The 19139-nt window shown below is 63.2% G+C and carries 17 protein-coding genes; 10 read left to right on the top strand and 7 right to left on the bottom strand.

Annotated elements, in window-relative coordinates:
- The first annotated feature begins 46 nt into the window (after nt 1–46).
- Nucleotides 47–2206, top strand: coding sequence for an ergothioneine biosynthesis protein EgtB (egtB, locus tag GGC30_RS01505; protein WP_153922327.1), 2160 nt, complete (start codon nt 47–49; stop codon nt 2204–2206).
- 84 nt (nt 2207–2290) lie between these two features.
- Here egtB and GGC30_RS01500 read toward each other — a convergent pair whose 3' ends face one another.
- Both GGC30_RS01500 and GGC30_RS16215 read right to left on the bottom strand, forming a co-directional pair.
- The gene (locus GGC30_RS01500) at nt 2291–2512 is read right to left on the bottom strand and encodes a general stress protein (protein ID WP_039243609.1); all 222 of its coding nucleotides are present in this window, start codon (nt 2510–2512) and stop codon (nt 2291–2293) included.
- A 116-nt stretch (nt 2513–2628) separates the two neighbouring features.
- The gene (locus GGC30_RS16215; RefSeq protein ID WP_194943499.1) at nt 2629–2790 is read right to left on the bottom strand and encodes a hypothetical protein; all 162 of its coding nucleotides are present in this window, start codon (nt 2788–2790) and stop codon (nt 2629–2631) included.
- Nucleotides 2791–2893: 103 nt separating this feature from the next.
- On the opposite strand from GGC30_RS16215, the gene GGC30_RS01495 reads away from it, so the two are divergent.
- The gene (locus GGC30_RS01495; protein WP_153922184.1) at nt 2894–3187 is read left to right on the top strand and encodes a hypothetical protein; all 294 of its coding nucleotides are present in this window, start codon (nt 2894–2896) and stop codon (nt 3185–3187) included.
- 18 nt (nt 3188–3205) lie between these two features.
- On the opposite strand, the gene GGC30_RS01490 is transcribed toward GGC30_RS01495, so the two are convergent.
- Nucleotides 3206–3907 carry an MBL fold metallo-hydrolase gene (locus tag GGC30_RS01490; protein ID WP_153922179.1) on the bottom strand — a complete coding sequence of 234 codons (702 nt, stop codon included), beginning with the start codon at nt 3905–3907 and terminating at the stop codon, nt 3206–3208.
- A 190-nt stretch (nt 3908–4097) separates the two neighbouring features.
- Between GGC30_RS01490 and tig the strand changes: the two genes are divergently transcribed.
- The 4 genes from tig (at nt 4098) to GGC30_RS01470 (ending at nt 7502) form a co-directional block, all read left to right on the top strand.
- Complete coding sequence (tig, locus tag GGC30_RS01485) at nt 4098–5441, top strand: trigger factor (RefSeq protein WP_153922175.1); 1344 nt, start codon at nt 4098–4100, stop codon at nt 5439–5441.
- 21 nt (nt 5442–5462) lie between these two features.
- A complete protein-coding gene (locus GGC30_RS01480; RefSeq protein ID WP_153922173.1) occupies nt 5463–6353 on the top strand; it encodes a hypothetical protein in 891 nt (296 codons plus the stop codon).
- 108 nt (nt 6354–6461) lie between these two features.
- Nucleotides 6462–7109, top strand: coding sequence for an ATP-dependent Clp protease proteolytic subunit (locus GGC30_RS01475; RefSeq protein WP_017506180.1), 648 nt, complete (start codon nt 6462–6464; stop codon nt 7107–7109).
- A 72-nt stretch (nt 7110–7181) separates the two neighbouring features.
- On the top strand, nt 7182–7502 hold the full coding sequence (locus GGC30_RS01470) for a hypothetical protein (protein ID WP_066625462.1): 321 nt from the start codon (nt 7182–7184) through the stop codon (nt 7500–7502).
- A 3-nt stretch (nt 7503–7505) separates the two neighbouring features.
- Here GGC30_RS01470 and GGC30_RS01465 read toward each other — a convergent pair whose 3' ends face one another.
- Nucleotides 7506–8153, bottom strand: a complete 648-nt coding sequence (locus GGC30_RS01465; RefSeq protein WP_228763517.1) for an HAD-IB family hydrolase — start codon at nt 8151–8153, stop codon at nt 7506–7508.
- Nucleotides 8154–8347: 194 nt separating this feature from the next.
- Here GGC30_RS01465 and clpX point away from each other — a divergent pair, with 194 nt between their 5' ends.
- Nucleotides 8348–9616, top strand: a complete 1269-nt coding sequence (gene clpX, locus GGC30_RS01460; protein WP_055755232.1) for an ATP-dependent Clp protease ATP-binding subunit ClpX — start codon at nt 8348–8350, stop codon at nt 9614–9616.
- 80 nt (nt 9617–9696) lie between these two features.
- Here the strand turns inward: clpX and GGC30_RS01455 are convergent, their stop codons facing one another.
- From GGC30_RS01455 to GGC30_RS01445, 3 genes are all read right to left on the bottom strand, one after another.
- Nucleotides 9697–10449 (bottom strand): 1-acyl-sn-glycerol-3-phosphate acyltransferase, encoded by a 753-nt coding sequence (locus GGC30_RS01455; RefSeq protein ID WP_153922169.1) that lies wholly within the window; start codon nt 10447–10449, stop codon nt 9697–9699.
- Nucleotides 10450–10486: 37 nt separating this feature from the next.
- Nucleotides 10487–11536: a GGDEF domain-containing protein gene (locus tag GGC30_RS01450; protein ID WP_055804927.1), complete on the bottom strand. Its 1050-nt coding sequence runs from the start codon at nt 11534–11536 to the stop codon at nt 10487–10489.
- Nucleotides 11537–11646: 110 nt separating this feature from the next.
- Nucleotides 11647–13212, bottom strand: a complete 1566-nt coding sequence (locus GGC30_RS01445) for a DEAD/DEAH box helicase (protein ID WP_153922166.1) — start codon at nt 13210–13212, stop codon at nt 11647–11649.
- A 250-nt stretch (nt 13213–13462) separates the two neighbouring features.
- Here GGC30_RS01445 and GGC30_RS01440 point away from each other — a divergent pair, with 250 nt between their 5' ends.
- Genes GGC30_RS01440 through GGC30_RS01430 form a run of 3 tightly spaced genes read left to right on the top strand, consistent with a single transcriptional unit; the run spans nt 13463 to nt 19090 of the window.
- Nucleotides 13463–14281, top strand: a complete 819-nt coding sequence (locus GGC30_RS01440; RefSeq protein WP_153922163.1) for an ImuA family protein — start codon at nt 13463–13465, stop codon at nt 14279–14281.
- On the top strand, nt 14172–15737 hold the full coding sequence (locus GGC30_RS01435) for a DNA polymerase Y family protein (protein ID WP_153922161.1): 1566 nt from the start codon (nt 14172–14174) through the stop codon (nt 15735–15737). The genes GGC30_RS01440 and GGC30_RS01435 overlap by 110 nt, the downstream gene beginning before the upstream one ends.
- Nucleotides 15734–19090, top strand: coding sequence for an error-prone DNA polymerase (locus GGC30_RS01430; RefSeq protein ID WP_153922158.1), 3357 nt, complete (start codon nt 15734–15736; stop codon nt 19088–19090). Before GGC30_RS01435 ends, GGC30_RS01430 begins: the two co-directional genes overlap by 4 nt.
- Nucleotides 19091–19139: the final 49 nt, after the last annotated feature.

Raw genomic sequence — 19139 nt, 5'->3', positions numbered from 1 at the left:
CGGCACTGACAAGGCGCTGGGGCTGGTGTCGGACGGGACAGCTGACATGAATGCGCGCTCCGAGCCCGACCCGCGGGTTGCGTCAGACGTGGCGCGGTTCAAGGCCGTTCGCGCGCGCATGATCGCTCTGGCTGAAGGTTTGTCTGCCGAGGATCTGTCAGCTCAGTCGATGGCGGATTGCAGCCCAGGGAAATGGCATCTGGCGCACACCAGCTGGTTTTTCGAGGCGATGATCCTGTCGTCCGATCCCGGATACCAGCCCGTCGATCCGCGTTTTCAGCAGCTGTTCAACTCCTACTATGAGGCTTTGGGCGAGCGGGTCAGGCGGGACCAGCGCGGGCTGATGACTCGCCCCTCCGTCGATGAGGTCCTGGCCTATCGCCGAGAGATTGACCGCCGCATGGTCGCCTGGTTGGCGCAGGGCGAGACCAGCGGCCATCAACGCTATCTGTTCGAGCTGGGGCTGCACCACGACCAGCAGCATCAGGAGCTTTTCCTGATGGATATGCTGAACCTGATGTCGCGCTCTCCGCTCGACCCCGCCGCCTATGAGATCGAGCCCAGAGCCGAGACGCTCCAGATCACGCGCGGTGGAACGGTGGCGTTCGACGGCGGTCTGGTGACGATCGGCCACGACCAATCGGGCTTCGCCTTCGACAATGAGGGGCCGGCGCACCGTGTGTGGCTGGAGCCGTTCGCTCTGGCTGGGGACCTGGTGACGAACGGGGACTGGATCGCCTTCATCCAGGATGGCGGCTATTCGCGTTCCGACCTGTGGCTGTCGGACGGCTGGGCGACGGTCAAGGCTGAGGGCTGGACCGCGCCGCTGTATTGGCGTTTGGCTAATGGCGCCTGGACCGTGATGGGTCTGACGGGGCGTACAATTGTCGATCCTGCCGCTCCGGTTCGCCACATCAGCTTTTACGAGGCCGACGCCTATGCCCGTTGGGCCGGCAAGCGGCTGCCGTCCGAGGCGGAATGGGAACATGCCGCCGCCTCTTCGCCTGATGCGTTCTCGAACCTGGCTGGCGAAGTGTGGCAGTGGACGTCCAGCGCCTATGCGCCCTATCCCGGTTTTCAGCCGACGCCGGGCACCGCCGCCGAGTACAACGGCAAGTTCATGGCCAATCAGATGGTGCTGCGGGGCGGATCTTTCGCCACGCCGCCGGGCCATGACCGCATTACCTATCGCAACTTCTTCTATCCCCAACAGAGGTGGGCCTTCATGGGTTTGAGACTGGCTGAAGATCGGACCGTGGCGCGAGACGCCGCAGCGGACGACGCCCAAACCGCCGCCTTTCGAAAGGATATGATCGAAGGGCTGTCGCGTGCGCAAAAGGCCGTGCCGCCGAAGTGGTTCTATGACGCGGACGGGTCACGTCTGTTCGAAGACATCACCGTGCTGCCCGAATACTATCCGACCCGGCAGGAAATGGCGCTGTTGCGCGACCGCGCGGCGGAGCTTACGGACGACTTCGGCCCCGACGCCGTACTGGTCGAGTTCGGATCCGGCGCCAGCGAGAAGACGCGGATTTTGTTGGACGCCGCCACCGACCTCGGCGCCTACGTTCCGCTCGACATCAGCGAGAGTGCTCTGATGGACGCCGCCATTCGCGTCCGTGCTGATTATCCAAACCTGCGCGTGCAGCCGGTTCTGGGCGACTTCGAACATCTGGCCCCGCTGCCCGACGATCTTCCGTCGGGGCGACGGATCGGCTTCTTCCCCGGCTCGACCATCGGCAATCTGCAACCGGAAGAGGCCGAGCAATTCCTGGCGGCGGCGCGTCGGATGCTGGGCGAGGGGGCGTTGTTCATTCTGGGCGTCGATCTGGTCAAAGACCCTGCGATCCTGGTCGCCGCCTATGACGACAGCCAGGGCGTCACGGCGGCCTTCAATCGCAATGTTCTGATCCGCGCCAATCACGAGTTGGATGCTGATTTCGATGTGGACGCCTTTGTTCACCGCGCCGTGTGGAACCCGGACGCCTCGCGCATGGAAATGCATCTCCAAGCGATTGCCCCGACGACCGCGCACGTCGGAGATCGGACATTCCGCTTCATGACCGGCGAGACGATCCACACCGAAAGCTCGCGCAAGTTCACGCCTGAATCGATCCAAGCCATGGCGGCCGCCTCCGGCTGGACGGTCGTCCGCATCGATACCTCTCCGGCGCCGAGCGTCGCCTTGGCGGTCCTGCGCGCCTGAGCCGAATGCGCGGCTGATCGCGGGCAAGAAAAAGGGCGGCGCATCGATCGATGGGCCGCCCTTGTTTGTATCGAGTTCCGCCGACTATTGCCCGTCGGCGGCGTCCGCGTCTTTCTTGGTTCCGTGCGACGCTTCTCCACCCTTGCGGCCCGCCTGTGCGGCGAGGCTGCGGTCTTGGGAGAAGCTGCGTTTTTCGCTGGGGACGCTGGCGCCCCCTTTGCGCGCGATTTCGCGCTGACGTTCGGGATCCATGGAGGCGAAACCTCGCTTGGAAACGCCGGAGGGGCGTGTGGGTTGGCTGTCCATCGTGTTCCTTTCAGTGCTGCCGTTGCGCTTGCTGAAGTGAACCCAGTGACTCGGTGACGGTTCCGTCGGGAACTCCGTTTTACTGTCGCGATCCTCAAGGGCTCGTGAGTATGACTTTACCCAGCACCGTAAGGCCGCGAATCACCTTCGCCGCCACCATCCGGTTCCATCGGCGGAACTTCATCAGGCGTGTCTGACGGCTGTGTTTCCGGCTGCTGCGTCGGCTCAGGCTGGATCTCGGGTTGCGGCGTGGTCGGAGTGGGTTCGATATAGGTCATGAGCGGCTCCTTGTGCGATCAACCAACGCACCCTGATCGCCCGCGTTCAAAAAGGAACCATGGGTCGCAACGCCGGTTTGTTCAGCGAACCACGGAGATTGACATGACCAATACCCCGATAAGCGCGACATCACCCGACGACATCGTCCTGGAGGACGATGATCTGACCCAGCGTCTGGACCGACAGGCGGACGCCATTCTCGCCGAGGGCGAGGGCCGTAGCTTTGGCAAGACCACTTCGGTCCGCCAGGCCGTCAGAGAAGATGCGGGCCTGGTGCGCGAGAGGATTTCCGGACGCGTCCACCGTGTGCAGGAAGACATTCAGGACAATCCGATGAAGGCGACGCTCTACGCATTGGGCATCGGCGTGATCCTCGGCATGATCCTGCGTCGATAGGCCACACGATCAGCAGGCTCAGGCAGGCCCCGACGGCTCACGCTGGATCGGGGCCTGTCGCATTGCGGCGTCAGACACGAACGGATTGGTCCGTCGCTCTTCACCAAAGGTGGAGATCGGCCCGTGGCCCGGCACAAAGGTGACGTCGTCGCCAAGCGGCCAGAGCTTTTCGATCACGGAGCGGATCAGTGCGGGCGGATCGCTCATCGGGAAGTCGGTGCGACCGACCGAACCCTTGAACAGAACGTCGCCGACCTGAGCGAATCGCGCCGCGCGATTGAAGAAGATGATGTGTCCGGGCGTATGGCCGGGGCAGTGGCGCACTTCCCAGGTCGTTTCGCCCAGCGATACCGTGTCGCCATCCTCCAACCACCGATCGGGCGTGAAGGGGCGAGCGTCGGGCAGGCCGTACATCCGGCCGCTTTCCACGATTCGGTCGATCCAGAACTGGTCGGCCTTCTGAGGGCCGGTGATCTGGGCGCCGGTCTTTTCCTGCATTTCTGCTGCGCCGCCCGCGTGATCCAGATGGCCGTGGGTGATCCAGATCTGATCCAGCGTCAGGCCGCGCCGCGTGACCTCGCCCAGGACTGCATCGACCGAACCGCCAGGATCGATCACGGCGGCCTTGTTGGTGGCGGTGCACCAGACGGTCGTGCAGTTCTGTTGAAGCGGGGTGACGGGCGTGACGAAGACGCCGATGGGGGAGGCGGGTTGGCTCATTTGGTCAACATAGCCACGCAAAGGCCGCGAAACCACCGGCTCTGACTACGCCCGCGTTGACCTTTCGGGCCCTTCTCGACATAAGGGCGGGCTTCGAGGCGCCGCTCCACACGGGGCGGCCTTCTTGCTTATCCATTCCGCGCCGGCCGTCTCGATGGCTCATGCGCCCCAGAGCGTCAGAATCCCGACCATGCAAGTCGTCGAAAAGTCGAACGAAGGCCTCAGCCGCGTGATCGCGGTCACCATTCCCGTCGCGGAGCTGAATGAAAAGCTCGAAGCCCGCGTCAAGGAAGTCGCCCCGCAGGTGAAGCTGAAGGGCTTCCGTCCTGGCAAGGTGCCGGTCGCCCACGTCAAGAAGACCTTCGGCCGTGAGTTCATGGGCGAGATCATCAACGCCGAGCTGAACGAAACCAGCCAGAAGGCGCTCGACGAAGCCAAGATTCGTCCGGCGGCGCCGGCCGAGATGAAGCTGACCTCGGACATGGACAAGGTCATCGCCGGTCAGGAAGACCTGGCCTATGAAATGTCGCTGGAAATCATGCCGGACTTCAAGCCGGTCGATCCCAAGACCCTGAAGCTGGAGCGCCCGACCTACGAAGCGTCTGACGCCGATCTGGACGAGGCCCTGACGGAACTGGCCGGTCAGGCCAAGACCTACGAAGACAAGAAGGGCAAGTCCGTCAAGGCCGCCGAGGGCGACCAGCTGACGATCGACTTCCTGGGCAAGCTGGACGGCGAGCCCTTCGAAGGCGGCGCCGCCGAGGACGCGGACCTGGTGATCGGCTCGGGCCGCTTCATCCCCGGTTTCGAAGAGCAACTGACGGGCGCCAAGGTCGGCGAAGAGAAGACCATCGAAGTCACCTTCCCCGAGAACTATCAAGCCACTCATCTGGCCGGCAAGAAGGCCACCTTCGACGTCAAGGTGAAGGCCATCAAGGCGGAAGCCGAATCCAAGATCGACGACGATTTCGCCACCCGCATCGGTCTGGAGTCGCTGGAAAAGCTGAAGGAACTGCTGAAGTCCAACCTGGACCAGCAGTACGCCGGCGCTGCCCGTTTCAAGCTGAAGCGCGCCCTGCTGGACCAGCTGGATGAGGCCCACGACTTCCCGCTGCCGCCGAAGATGGTGGACGCCGAGTTCGACGGCATCTGGCAGCAGGTCGAGGCTGACAAGACCGCTGGTCGTCTGCCGGAAGAAGACGCCGCCAAGTCGGAAGAAGATCTGAAGGCTGAATACCGCAAGATCGCCGAACGCCGTGTGCGTCTGGGCCTGGTGCTGGCCGAAATCGGTCGCGCCAACAACGTCCAGGTCACCGACCAGGAACTGAACGCCGCCATCCTGCAGGAAGCCCGCAACTATCCGGGCCAGGAACAGGCCGTCCTGAACTTCTACCGCCAGAACCCGAACGCCGCTGCCCAGATGCGCGCGCCCATCTACGAAGAGAAGGTCGTCGACCTGATCGTGGGCGTCGCCGACGTGACCGACAAGCCGATCACCAAGGATGAGCTGCTGAAGGAGGACGACGAAGGCTGATCGTTTTCAGGGGGATTGGCGATGACTGGTCTGGTGACTTTGGCTGCTGCCGCGGCGTTGGTCCTTCCCCAGTCATCGTCAGATCCCTCCCCGGTCGTTCTGCCCGATATCGTAGTGCAGAGCACGCCTGTTGAGACGCAGGCCAAGGCATTCGTCGCCGCCGTTTCGGCGCCGTTTCCGCAGGCGACGCTCGCGCGCTGGAACCAGGCGATCTGCCCCGCTGTGGTCAATCTTGAACGGGGCTTGTCGTCGATCATCTCAGATCGCGTTCGAGACGAAGCGAGATCGCTGCGCGTTCGCGTCGGTGATGGGGCGTGTCGCGCGAATATCATCATTGTCGCGACGGACGCCGCTGACCTTACAGCGCAGGGATTGGTTCGAGATGATTTTCGAACCTTCCATCCGGGCGATAGCGGAACGGATTTGGGCCGGTCGGCGCTGCGCCGCTTTCAAAATTCCGATGCGGCTGTTCGTTGGTGGCATGTGGCGATGCCGGTCAGTGATGATACCGGCAAGCTTGCAATCGCATTGGATGGGGAAGGCCCGCCAGTGGTTGCAGACCGTGTCGTTACGCGACTGCGTGCGAACGTACGCTACGACATGGCGTGGGTGATCATCGTCATCGATGTCACGCAGACAGCCCAGATACCCGCGTCAAGCTTGGCCGACTACATCGCGATGGTCGCTCTGGCGCAGATTGACCCTCAAGCAGATTTTACGGCGCACGATACCGTGCTCAATCTTTTTGCGCCCGGCGCCGCACTTCATGGCATGACCGAATGGGATCACAGCTATCTGAGCGCCCTCTATGATAGCGACGCCAATGCCGCAAACTTTGCGTCGCAAAAGGACGACATGGAACGATCGTTGGCGGATGGCTTGCGACGTCGACGATCCTTGGATGAGGAATAGCACTGCTGCGCCTTGCGCGGTGGCGTTAGCAACGCGATATCTCGTGACAGACAGTGCGACACGTGAGTCGCAGAAGGCCCGAACGAGGCCACATTACGAGAAGGCTAAATGCGCGACCCCATCGAACTCATGAACATGAACCTCGTCCCCATGGTGGTCGAGCAATCCAGCCGCGGCGAGCGCTCCTTCGACATCTTCTCGCGTCTGCTGCGCGAGCGGATCATCTTCCTGACGGGACCATTCGAGGACGGTATGGCGTCGCTGATCTGCGCCCAGCTGCTGTTCCTTGAATCGGAGAACCCGAAGAAGGAGATCAGCATGTATATCAACAGCCCTGGCGGTCAGGTGACCTCGGCGCTCGCGATCTACGATACGATGCAATACATCAAGAGCCCGGTTTCGACCGTGGTTATGGGTATGGCGGCGTCGGCTGGCTCGCTGATTCTGACGGCGGGCGCCGCTGGCCAACGTATCGCCCTGCCGAATGCGCGGGTCATGGTGCACCAGCCCTCGGGCGGGTTCCGGGGTCAGGCGTCGGACATCGAACTGCATGCCGCCGACATCCGTTACACCAAGCGTCGTCTGAACGAGATTTACGTCCACCACACCGGTCGGACATATGAGGAGGTCGAAAAGACCCTGGATCGCGACCACTTCATGTCGGCCGAGGAAGCCAAGGCCTGGGGCATCGTGGACCATGTTTACGATCGCCGCGAGCAGGCTGATGCCGACGGCGTGAAGACGCCCGGCAACTAAGACAGCTGTCGAAAGACGAAAGGGCGCGCCCGTTGCGGCGCGCCCTTTTCATTTTGTGCTATCGGGACCGCCATGCAGTTTACACGAGATCAAAGCGGCACGGTCGATGTCGATGGCGAAAGCTACGTCTGGGAGCTTCGTCGCCAACCTCAGCCCAAGGGCGGCAACGTCTGGGAGGGCATGGCTGTGTCCCTTCGCCACGCGGACTTCAAGCGTGAAGCCATCGTCCAATTTCCGCCGCCGCTTCGGCCCAACGGACGACCGGATGTGGAGAAGCAGCGCGTCAACGTCGACGCTGTCCGCACCGCTATCGCCTCGGCGATCGAAGCCGGCTGGGATCCGGCCTCGCGCGGCAAGGCGATGGTGTTCGATGTGGACGCCGACGGGAACTGAGCCTCAGGGCTTCTGACGGAAGACCCGGAAACCCGGCTGCTGGGCCATCGCCAGCATTTCGGTATCGCCCGAGGTGTCGCCATAGGCGGCAGTCAGGGTCATGTTCTCGCCATAGGCCGCCTTCAGCCGCCACACCTTCTCCTCACCCCGACAGTTGGGGCCGGCGAAGTCGCCGGTGATTCGATCGTTGGCGTCGAAGACGAACTCGGTGCCCAGCAGGGCCTCGGCCCCGAGCTTGCGGGCGAACGGCGCGACCGTCGTCGTAGGAGACGCGGTCACGATGACGCGGTGCGCGCCGCGTTCGCCCCAGTCGTTCCACACCTCAAGCGCGTCGGGTCGCATGAACCGCGGCCAGATCTCTTCGGCGAAGGCTGCGGCTTCCGCTTCCAGTGTCTGGCGGCTCACACCAAGCAGGAACTCCTTTACTGAGGCCGCTTTGATCCGGCCCCGGTCGCGATCCTTGGCATAGGCGGCGAGCGCCGGAGCCAGCTTGACCAACCCCAGGGCCCAGGCGCCCGGACCGGCGCGCCAGCGCAGGAACTCGGTAAAGCTGTCCCGAATCGTCAGCGTGCCGTCGAAATCGAAGGCGACGATGGCAGGTCCATTCGCCGTGGACTGGCGTATTTCCTGCACAATACCCATGTCAGACATTCGCCTTGATCCCCGTCGACACTGATCCATCCACGCACTGCAACAATCCCTTGCCGCCTTCGGGGTTGTTCCGGAACGTGTGATGGGTGATTGTCATTTTTTGAAGACCTTCGCATCCAGAGTGCTGGAATCAATGTGAGGGAAGCGCGTTTCGGGCCATTTCGGTCCGCCCCGCGGGAGTGAGATAAGGGTCTATGACCAAAGCAGCCGGCACCGACGCCAAAAGCACCCTCTACTGCTCGTTCTGCGGAAAGAGCCAGCACGAGGTCCGCAAGCTCATCGCGGGCCCGACCGTCTTCATCTGCGATGAATGCGTCGAACTGTGCATGGACATCATCCGCGAAGAGCACAAGATCGGCTTCAAGAAGACGACCGACGGCGTGCCCACGCCCAAGGAAATCCGCGACGTGTTGGACGACTATGTCATCGGCCAGGCGCACGCCAAGAAGGTGCTCTCGGTCGCCGTCCACAACCACTACAAGCGCTTGAACCACGCGACAAAGAACAACGATGTCGAACTGGCCAAGTCGAACATCATGCTGATCGGGCCGACCGGCTCGGGCAAGACGCTGCTGGCCCAGACGCTGGCGCGCATCATCGACGTGCCCTTCACCATGGCCGACGCCACGACCCTGACCGAGGCCGGCTATGTGGGCGAGGATGTCGAGAACATCATCCTGAAGCTGCTGCAGGCGTCGGACTACAACGTCGAGCGGGCCCAGCGCGGCATCGTCTACATCGACGAAATCGACAAGATTTCGCGCAAGTCGGACAACCCGTCGATCACCCGCGACGTGTCAGGCGAAGGCGTGCAGCAGGCCCTGCTGAAGATCATGGAAGGCACCGTCGCCTCCGTGCCGCCGCAAGGCGGTCGCAAGCATCCGCAGCAAGAGTTCCTGCAGGTCGACACGGCCAACATCCTGTTCATCGTCGGCGGCGCCTTCGCTGGGTTGGAGAAGGTCATCTCGGCGCGCGGGGCAGGGGCTTCGATCGGCTTTGGCGCCCAGGTCAAGGAGATTGATGAACGTCGCACGGGCGACATCCTGAAGGGTGTCGAGCCTGACGATCTGATGCGGTTCGGCCTGATCCCCGAATTCATCGGCCGTCTGCCCGTGCTGGCGACGCTGGAAGATCTGGACGAGACGGCGCTGGTCACCATCCTGACCGAGCCGAAGAACGCCCTGGTCAAACAGTACAAGCGTCTGTTCGAGATGGAGAACGTCGAACTAACCTTCACCGACGACGCCCTGATCGCTGTCGCCAAGAAGGCCATCACGCGCAAGACCGGGGCGCGCGGCCTGCGCTCGATCCTGGAAGGCATCCTTCTCGAGACCATGTTCGAACTGCCGACCTTCGAAGGCGTCGAAGAGGTGGTGGTCAATGCGGAAGTCATCGACGGCAAGGCTCAGCCCCTGCTGATCTACTCGGAAGCCTCCAAGAAAAAGGCCGACGGCGCCGCCTGAGCCGACGAAAAAATCCTAAAATGACGAAGGCCGGAGCGATCTCGCTCCGGCCTTTTTTCGCGAGTTCGCTGTCCGCAAACCTATTTGATCGGTGTGTCGATCAGCACAGCCGGCGTCACGGGTTGACCCGTGGCTTGAGCGACGAGTTCGGCGGTGCGGGTTTCGATCACGGCTTCGAGGCGAGCCAGGAACTCGTCCTTAGGAAGGCCGACGGGGATCGGATCGAGGAACTCCAGCGTCGCCGTGCCGGGGTGCTTCTCGTACTTTTCCTCGGGCCAGAAGAGGCCGAGGTTGGTGGCGAGCGGCACGACCGGCACTTCGAAGTCGCGGTACATGTGCCAGACGCCGGAGCGATATTTGAACTTCTTGCCGACGGGCGCGAGGTGCCCCTCGGGATAGATCAGGATCTTGCGGTTCTCGGCGCGGGCCTCGGCGGCGCGCATGGCCAGGGCCTTGCGGGCTTCGTGGCCGCCGCAGGAGTTGACGACGATGGCGCCCAGTTTCTTCAGCACGCCGCCCAGCAGGGGAAACTTTTCCAGGTGGTCGCCGGTGACGAAGGCGATGTCGTCGAACTGATCGTAGGTCGCAAAGCCGTCGCCCCAGCTTTGATGTTTTGAGGCGATGATGAAGGCGCCCGCGGGCAACCGGTCCTTGCCGCGAACGTCCAGCTTGATGCCGGCGAAAATCGCCATGGCCTGAACCATGCGCTTCACATAGCGGCGGATGACCCAACTCGCCGGGCCGCGACCGGGCGCTAGCGCGGCGAAGGCGGCGGTCAGCCCATAGCCGATCGACAGGGTCCAGTAGGCGACATTGAAGGCGAAGCTGCGCATGGGACGACTATGGCAGAAAGCTTGGCCTTGTCAGACCCTAAGCCGCTTTTTCGAGCGACGAAGCGGGCGTGACGCAGTTTCGACCCGCACGCTTGGATTCGTACAGAGCGGCATCGGCGCGTTCCAGCAGGCTGGCGGCGGTTTCGCCCTTTCGACGCTGGGCGAAGCCGGCAGAGACCGTGACTGAGCCTAGGTCGTCGTTGGTCGAGCGACGGCGCAGCGCGCGTGAAGCCACGTCGTTGCGGATGCTCTCCAGCGCCGCCATCACGACGCCCGCGCCTTCACCGGGGAAGATGATGGCGAACTCTTCGCCGCCGAACCGGGCGGCGAATCGAGTCTTGCCGCAGATGTTGGACAGGACGGTGGAGACATAGCGCAGCACCTGATCGCCGGTCTGGTGGCCCCAGGTGTCGTTGAACCGTTTGAAATGGTCGATGTCCAGGATGGCCAGGCTGAGCGGCGCGCCGTCATCCTCGGCGCAGGCGGCCTCAAGCCGTTCATCAAAGGCCTTGCGGTTGGCCAGATTGGTCAGCGCGTCGGTCATGGCGTCACGGCGCACCTGTTCCAGGTTTTCACGCAGACGGATGACTTCCTTGTTGGACTTTTCCAGACGCTTTTCGAGGATCGCCGTTTCGCGGCGCACCCGGTTGGTCGCGGTCGAAAGGCCGCCGACCAGATCCTTCAGCGAAGACGGATCGTCGACGGTTTCCATGCACTGAGAGGCGTCGGCGAGGGTCTCGCCATAGTCATGCTGGGTCTTGTGCGCCATTGCGATGGCGCTGGCGACGCTGGCCAGTTCGCGGTCCAGCACGGCGCCGACGTCGCGGATCTGATCCGGCAGGCGACCGCGAGGCAGGAACTCGGCGGCCAACATTTCGGACGTCTTGTCAGTGATGACCGCGGACTGCGCCAGAAGACGGCGGATTTCCTGGGCCAGGGGACCGTCGGGGTCGCTGATGTAATGCAGCCAAAGCTCGAAGTTCAGCGGAGTCGGCCAGACGCCGGCTTTTTCCATTTCGCCGATGACGTTGCGCGCCAAAGCATAGGCTTGAGGAGCTCTTAGCGCCGTCTCGACCTTTTTCGACATTCTTGTTCCCCTGAGCTCCTGTTCTGGAGCTGTATCGGGGCGCACACTACGGGATGTTCCGTAATGCAGGGTAAACGACGCGGCGTTTCACCGCGCCGTTGTGTACGAAATCAGGCGCGGATAACGACGGGCCGACGCAGGAAGGCAGGGATGTCGTCGCCGAAGCCACGTACGCCCTGACGCTGAGTGTCGCCCTTGTCAGCCTTGCGGTCACCGCGGCGATCGGATTGCAGCAGATGCGGCTCACGATCTGCACGGTCGGGACGTGGGGTGCGAGCCGTCTCGACGGGTTCGATGGTCGCCTCCGCCTCGACCGCGGCGGCGATGGGAGTCGCAATTTCGACCGGAGTCTCGGGGCGGGCCTTGCGGCGGCTGCGGCTGCGCGGCGCTTCGGCCTCTTCAGACGAAGACGCGGCGGTGACGGGGGCGATGTCGACAGGCTCGGCGGACGGGGTGGGCGCGCTGCTGGTGCGCGACCGGCTGCGACCGCGTTCGCCCGAGCGTTTGTCGTCGCGGCGTGGGCCGTCCTTGATGGCGGCGAAATCGATGCCGTCCAGAACCAGCTCTTCCGGATCCTTCTTGATCAGCTTCAGCACCTTATCCAGCGACTTGTCGTCGGTCGGGGTAACGATCATGAAGGCTTGGCCCAGCTTGCCGGCGCGGCCGGTGCGGCCGATGCGGTGGACGTAGTCGTCGGCGTGGTGCGAGACGTCGTAGTTGAAGACGTGGCTGACGTCCGGGATATCCAGGCCGCGCGCGGCGACATCGGAGGCGACCAGAATCTTCAGTGCGCCCGAGCGGAAGTCCGCCAGGGTCTTCATCCGGTGCGACTGATCCAGGTCGCCATGGATCGGCGCGGCGTCGAAGCCGTGGGTCTTCAGCGACTTGGCGACGATATCGACTTCGGATTTGCGATTGCAGAAGACGATGCCGTTACGCACGTCCTCACGGCCGACCAGGGCGCGCAGGGCGGTCCGCTTGGCCTTGGGGTCCGAGGTCGGGATGCGGACGATGTATTGGGTGATGGTGTCGGCGGTCATAGCCGGACGCGAGGCCTCGATCCGGGTCGGATCCTTGAGGAAGGCGGTCGTCAGGCGCGTGATCTCCGGCGGCATGGTGGCCGAGAAGAACAGGGTCTGACGACGAGGCGGCGTCAGTTTGAAAATGCGCTCGATGTCGGGGATGAAGCCCATGTCCAGCATGCGGTCGGCTTCATCGACGACCATGATCTCGACGCCGGTCAGCAGCATCTTGCCGCGTTCGAACAGATCCAGCAGGCGGCCGGGCGTGGCGATCAGGACGTCGACGCCCTTGTTCAGCGCCGCGACCTGGTCGCCCATGGAGACGCCGCCGATCAGCAGCACCCAGCTCAGTTTGGTGCCCTTGGCGTATTTGGCGAAGCTCTCGGCGACCTGGTCAGCCAGTTCGCGCGTCGGCGCCAGGACGATGGCGCGCGGCATGCGGGCGCGGGCGCGGCCAGTGGATAGGCGGTCGACCAGGGGCAGGGTGAAGGCGGCGGTCTTGCCGGTGCCGGTCTGGGCGATGCCGAGAACATCACGTCCGGCGAGGGCGACGGGGATCGCCTGTTCCTGAATGGGCGTAGCGGTCGTGTAGCCGGTGTCGGCGACGGCCTGAAGGGTCGTGGGCGAAAGGCCCAGTTGGGAAAATTCGGTCATGAATCCTTGGGAGAGAAAGCGTCTGCGTGCATAGCAGCGACGGAACCGCCCCTCTTTGGGCGAGCGGGCGGCGCGGATCGCAGACCTGTCCCGAGGCTGGGGGCGATATAGAAGTCCCTGCGTCAAAGTCAAGTATTCTCGATATTCGGCCGCTAGAGTGCGCCGGAATAAATTCCCATGGCCAAGGTTGCTTGCGCTTGACTCCGAGGGTGGGGCGAGCGGCATATAAGAGAACAAAAGGAGAACTGTTGTGCAGTCCGACCGCGGTATCGAGGCATTGCGTCAGCGCCTGAAGGCGATGGAAACGGACGGTCATCCGACCGACGCCGACCGCTTTGACTTGGGTCACGCACAAGCGGACCGGCACATCGGCGGGCTTTCGAGCCATGGCCTGCACGAAATCTATGCGGCGACGACGCCGGATGCGACGGCCGCTTTGGGCTTTGCGTTGGGTCTTTTTCAGCGGGCCTCGAAGGATCGACCATTGGTGTGGGGCATCCAGGCCATGGCCGGGCTGGAGACCGGTCAGATTTACGGACCCGGATTGCGCGAACTGGGTTTGGATCCCGGACGAGTGATCTTGGTGAGCGTCAAGGAAGCCAAGGACCTGCTGGCGGCGGGTGAGGAGGCTCTATCATGCGGCGCAGCGGGTGCGGTGCTGCTTACGACCTGGGGCGAAAGCCGGGTCCTAGGCCTGACGGCGACGCGACGTCTGTCCATGGCGGCGGGGCAGGGGCGGGCGACGGCGATCCTGACCCGACTGGCGGCTCAACCCCAGCCCACCGCAGCCGAGACCCGCTGGCGCGTTCGCGCAGCCTTGTCCCAAGCCTTGGAGGCGGATGCTCCCGGCCGTCCGAACTATGGGATCGAGTTGTTGCGGCATCGGTCGGGCGCGCCGCCGAAGGCCTGGACCATGGAATGGGATCGTGAGCGCGGAGTTTTCGAACAGAGTGGGCGCAATGCCGGACATCAACACGCGCAACGACCGGCGCTACCTGTCGGTCTGGTTTCCTCTGTTGTCGACAGATCGGCTGCGGCGCGAGGAGGGGCGATCCGACGCTTCGGCTGAGCCGGCGACCGTGCTGGTCGAGAAGGTGAAGGGCGCGCTGAGGCTGGCAGCCGCAAATCGGCAGGCGTTGGAGATGGGACTATCTCCGGGAATGACGCTGGCGGACGCGCGGGCCAGGGCGCCGGATGTTCGAGTGGTCGTGCATCGTCCCGAAGCGGATGCGGCTTTGTTGAAGCGCGTTCTGCTGGACTTCGGCCGGTTCACGCCGATGGCGGCGACAGACGGTCTGGATGGCCTGGCGCTTGATGTGACCGGTTGCGCCCACTTGTTCGGAGGCGAGATGGGATTGATGCAGGCCGTCGAGGCGCGAGCGCGTCGCGTCGGTCTGGCGGTGCGGCTGGCCATGGCCGGCACGCCGGAAGCGGCGCGTGCGTTGGGGCGGTTTGGAAGCGGTGGGATTTACGAGGGTGCGAACCAGCGTCAGGCTCTGCGTCGTCTTCCAGTCGCGGCCTTGGAGCTTTCGGAGAAGGAAACGCAGGCCCTGACGCGCGCCGGGCTGAAGACCATGGCGCATCTGGACGATCGACCCACGGCCCCCATCGCCGCCCGCTTTGGCGCAGTGGCGGCGACCCGGCTGAACCGCGTCCTGGGGCGTGAGGATACGCGGATAAGACCCCAACGGCCGGTCATGATGATCGCCGTGAGCCGGATCCTGGTCGAACCGATCACGGAAATGATCGATGTCGAAGCCGTCATCGGCGATCTGCTCCTCGAGGTGATGGATCAGTTGGATTTGCGCGGTCAGGGCGGGCGCGCCTTTCGGGTCAGCTTCTTTCGTATCGATGGGGAGGTGCGCCATATCACCGTCCGAACGGGGCGACCGAGCCGGGACGCTTCCGGTGTTCTGCGTCTGTTTCGGGAAAGATTGGCGGCGCTGGCCAAGCCGCTGGATCCAGGGTTCGGGTTTGATCAGCTGCGCCTGTCGGCGCCTGTCACCGATCGACTGGCTTCGCGTCAGGGCGGTTTCGAGCGCACCCCGCCGGGCGCCGAGGATCTGGGACGTATTGTGGATCGCTTGACGGCGCGCCTGGGGCCCGAGGCTGTCAGACGGTTCGAACTTGTGGAGTCTCACTGGCCCGAGCGCGCGGTTCGACTGACTCCTGCGGCCCTGCCATCCGGCGAACAGGTCAATTGGCCCGAGCCTGATCCTGTAGACCCGCCGCTGCGTCCCTTGCAGATGTTCGACCCGCCCCAACCGATCCTCGCCACGGCGGAGGTGCCCGACCATCCGCCGAACCGTTTCATCTGGCGTCGAGTGGATCATCGTCTCGTCCGGGTCGAGGGACCCGAACGGATAGCGCCCGAATGGTGGCGTAGATTGCGGGGGCCGCTGGAGGCCACGCGGGATTACTATCGGGTCGAGGACCAGGAGGGGCGGCGCTTCTGGTTGTTCCGTTCGGGTTTTTACGGCGAGGAGCCGGCGCCACGCTGGTTCCTGCATGGCGTTTTCGCATGACCGCCTATGCCGAGTTGGCGACGCGCAGCAACTTCTCCTTCCTGGAAGGGGCGTCGCATCCGAAGCATCTGGTGCTGAGCGCGATCCTGCGGGGACATACAGGCATGGGGCTGGCTGACCGCAATACCTTGGCCGGGGTGGTGCGGGCATGGAGTGCGTTGAAGACCCTGCGCCAAGACGGTTGGTCGCCGCCGGACAAGGTGCGTCAGGGTGGCGGTCCCGGCGAGACGATACTCGTGGAGGACAAGTTCCCGGTCGATCTCGACCCGGAAACAATCAAGGCGCGGGCCGAGGCCTTCAAGCTGATCCTGGGTGCGCGGCTGCGATTCAACGACGGGACGCCGGACATCCTGGCCTATCCCGAAGATCGGCAGGGCTGGGGTCGTTTGTGTCGCCTGCTGACGCTTGGCAACCGCCGGGCAAAGAAAGGGCAGTGCGAGCTGGGTCTAGGCGATCTGTTGCGAGCGCCTGAAGGCTTGCTGCTGATCGTCATGCCGCCGCGTCGGACGCAGGGATTGGAATCCTTGCTCCGTCAGGTGAACGAGGCCGCTCCAGGTGCTGTGTGGCTGGGCGTCGCAATGCACCGAATGGGCGACGACCGCCGAAGACTGGCGAGGTTGAAGGCGCTTGGCGCAGAGACCGGCACGCCCCTGCTGGCGGTCAATGATGTCCTCTATCACGACGTGGAACAGCGAGACTTGCAGGATGTCGTGAGCTGTATCCGTGAGGGCGTGACCCTGGAGGCGGCAGGTCGCCGTCTGGATCAGAACGCAGAACGCCACCTGAAACCGCCCGCGGAAATGAGCCGCTTGTTCGCCGACGCGCCCGAGGCGATAGCCGAGACGCAGGACTTCCTGGCGCGGGTGGGGTTCGATCTTGGCCAACTCACCTACAACTATCCGGAAGAGCCTGTACCGCCCGGCATGACCGCGCAGGATCGTCTGGTTTCGTTGGTGGCGACCTATGAAACCCTGAAATATCCAGATGGCGTGCCGGTCAAGGTGCGAGACCTTCTGAAAAAGGAGCTGACCTTCATCTCAAAGGAAAGGCTGGCCCATTATTTCCTGACAATCCACGACATCGTCAGATTTGCGGATGACCAGCGCATCCTGTGTCAGGGACGAGGTTCGGCGGCGAACTCGGCCGTCTGTTACGTTCTTGGGATCACCTCGGTCGATCCCAGTGTGCACAATGTGTTGTTCGAACGCTTCCTGTCGTCGGACCGCAATGAACCGCCCGACATCGATGTTGATTTCGAACATGAACGGCGTGAGGAGGTCATCCAGCACATCTATTCGAGATATGGCCGCCACCGCGCCGGTATAGCCGCAACTGTGATCCGCTATCGCCCGCGCAGCGCCATTCGCGAGGTCGGAAAAGTGCTGGGGTTGACCGAAGACGTCACGGCGCGGCTGGCGGGAAGCCAGTGGGGCAGTTTCGGATCGGATATCCCGGATCGTCATGTGGAGCAGGCCGGGCTTGAGATCGGCAATCCGACCTTAACGCGCGCTATCGCCATGACCAGGCGGCTGCTGGAGTTTCCTCGGCATCTGTCTCAGCACGTCGGCGGCTTTGTCCTGACCCAGGATCGACTGGATGAACTGGTTCCCATTGGCAATGCGGCCATGCCGGATCGGACCTTTATCGAATGGGACAAGGACGACATCGACGCGCTGCGTTTGATGAAGGTCGATGTCCTAGCGCTGGGAATGCTGACCTGTATCCGCAAGGCGTTCGATCTGCTGCTTGAACACAATAGGCAGGAATTAAAGCTAAACACGGTCCCAGACGCCGACGAGCCGACCTACAAGATGTTGCAGGAGGGGCGGTCCATCGGCGTCTTTCAGGTAGAGAGCCGGGCGCAGATCAACATGCTGCCAAGGCTGAAGCCGGAGTGGTTCTATGACCTTGCCATTCAGGTGGCGATCGTTCGGCCGGGACCGATCCAGGGCAATATGGTCCACCCCTATTTGAGACGACGACAAGGGCTGGAAACCGTCGACTATCCATCGCCTGGCGCAGGACATGGCCATCCCGATGAGTTGAAAGACGTGCTGAAGCAGACGTTGGGCGTGCCGCTTTTTCAGGAGCAGGCGATGAAGGTCGCCATGGTCGCGGCCGGCTTTAACGACAAACAGGCCAATGGCATGCGCAAGGCCATGGGGACCTTCAGGGGCGACGGCAACCTGAACTATTTCGGGCAACTCATGGTCAAAGGCATGGTCGCGCGCGGCTATGATCCGGCCTTCGCCGAGCGGTGCTACGAACAGATCAAGGGGTTCGGCTCCTACGGCTTTCCCGAGAGCCACGCTATTTCATTCGCTCGGCTGGTCTACATCTCGTCCTGGATCAAATGCCACCATCCGGCGGTGTTCGCCTGTGCGCTGCTGAACAGCCAGCCGATGGGATTCTATGCGCCGGCGCAATTGGTGAGGGATGTACAGGAGAGTCCGCAGAAAGTCGAGGTGCGGCCGATCGATGTAAATCACAGCGTCTGGGACAATACGCTTGAGCAGGGCGATCGCGGTTTGGCTCTGCGCTTGGGGATGCGCCAGATCGACGGGTTCAATCAGGCCTGGGCGAACCGGATCGTCGCGGCGCGCGATACGCCCTTCATGGACGTGGAGGAGATGGCGCGACGGACAGGTGTAGAATCCGCAGCGATGCGTAAGCTGGCGGATGCGGACGCGTTTCGGTCGATGGGACTGGATCGACGCGAGGGGCTGTGGGCGGTCAGGCGATTGCCCGACGATGAGCCGCTGCCGTTGTTTCAGGCGGCGCGGGCGAGAGAACTGGGAGAAGAGGCGGCGGCGAACCTGCCGATGATGCCGCTCAAGGAGCATATCGCCACCGACTATCAGACGACGCGTTTGTCGCTGAAGGGGCATCCAATGCAGATCTTGCGTCCGATGTTCCGCGCCGAGCGCGTACTCAGCGCCGCCGAAGTCATGGCCCAAAAGCATGGTCGTCTGGTGCGTGCGGCAGGGGTCGTGCTGGTTCGACAAAGACCGGGCACGGGCAACGCCATTTTCTTGACGATGGAGGATGAAACAGGGGTGGTGAATGCGCTGATCTGGGCACGACTGTTCGAGACCTTCCGGCGCGAGGTGATGGCCGCGCGACTGATGGAGGTGGAGGGCACGGTTGAGAAAAGCGCCGAGGGTGTGCTGCACATCATGGTGCGAAAAGTCGTGGACCGCTCGGCCGAGTTGCGCCGGCTATCTGAAGACTATGATCTACAGGTCGAACTGTCGCGGGCGGATGCGGTGAAATACCCGCAAGCGCCGCGCAGCCCGACCGGTCGACATCCGCGCGATGTCCGTATCCTGCCTGGATCGCGCGACTTTCACTGAGACGATCACAACGAAAATCGCCGGACGGGCGTGCCGTCCGGCGATCTGC

The organism is Brevundimonas sp. SPF441 (assembly GCF_009661015.1).
Classification (GTDB): Bacteria; Pseudomonadota; Alphaproteobacteria; order Caulobacterales; family Caulobacteraceae; genus Brevundimonas; species Brevundimonas vesicularis.
The sequence above is the reverse complement of the archived record's forward strand: the minus strand, read 5'-3'. Positions and strand labels throughout refer to the sequence as shown.

Bases quoted from the DNA above. Each gene is read 5' to 3' on its own strand.
- GGC30_RS01475 (WP_017506180.1), top strand. From the start codon at position 6,462: ATGCGCGACCCCATCGAACTCATGAACATGAACCTCGTCCCCATGGTG.
- GGC30_RS01430 (WP_153922158.1), top strand. From the start codon at position 15,734: ATGACCGCCTATGCCGAGTTGGCGACGCGCAGCAACTTCTCCTTCCTG.
- GGC30_RS01435 (WP_153922161.1), top strand. From the start codon at position 14,172: ATGCCGGACATCAACACGCGCAACGACCGGCGCTACCTGTCGGTCTGG.
- tig (WP_153922175.1), top strand. From the start codon at position 4,098: ATGCAAGTCGTCGAAAAGTCGAACGAAGGCCTCAGCCGCGTGATCGCG.
- GGC30_RS01500 (WP_039243609.1), bottom strand. From the start codon at position 2,512: ATGGACAGCCAACCCACACGCCCCTCCGGCGTTTCCAAGCGAGGTTTC.
- GGC30_RS01480 (WP_153922173.1), top strand. From the start codon at position 5,463: ATGACTGGTCTGGTGACTTTGGCTGCTGCCGCGGCGTTGGTCCTTCCC.
- GGC30_RS01445 (WP_153922166.1), bottom strand. From the start codon at position 13,212: ATGACCGAATTTTCCCAACTGGGCCTTTCGCCCACGACCCTTCAGGCC.
- GGC30_RS01450 (WP_055804927.1), bottom strand. From the start codon at position 11,536: ATGTCGAAAAAGGTCGAGACGGCGCTAAGAGCTCCTCAAGCCTATGCT.
- GGC30_RS01490 (WP_153922179.1), bottom strand. From the start codon at position 3,907: ATGAGCCAACCCGCCTCCCCCATCGGCGTCTTCGTCACGCCCGTCACC.
- GGC30_RS16215 (WP_194943499.1), bottom strand. From the start codon at position 2,790: ATGACCTATATCGAACCCACTCCGACCACGCCGCAACCCGAGATCCAG.
- egtB (WP_153922327.1), top strand. From the start codon at position 47: ATGAATGCGCGCTCCGAGCCCGACCCGCGGGTTGCGTCAGACGTGGCG.
- GGC30_RS01455 (WP_153922169.1), bottom strand. From the start codon at position 10,449: ATGCGCAGCTTCGCCTTCAATGTCGCCTACTGGACCCTGTCGATCGGC.
- GGC30_RS01470 (WP_066625462.1), top strand. From the start codon at position 7,182: ATGCAGTTTACACGAGATCAAAGCGGCACGGTCGATGTCGATGGCGAA.
- GGC30_RS01495 (WP_153922184.1), top strand. From the start codon at position 2,894: ATGACCAATACCCCGATAAGCGCGACATCACCCGACGACATCGTCCTG.
- clpX (WP_055755232.1), top strand. From the start codon at position 8,348: ATGACCAAAGCAGCCGGCACCGACGCCAAAAGCACCCTCTACTGCTCG.
- GGC30_RS01465 (WP_228763517.1), bottom strand. From the start codon at position 8,153: ATGTCTGACATGGGTATTGTGCAGGAAATACGCCAGTCCACGGCGAAT.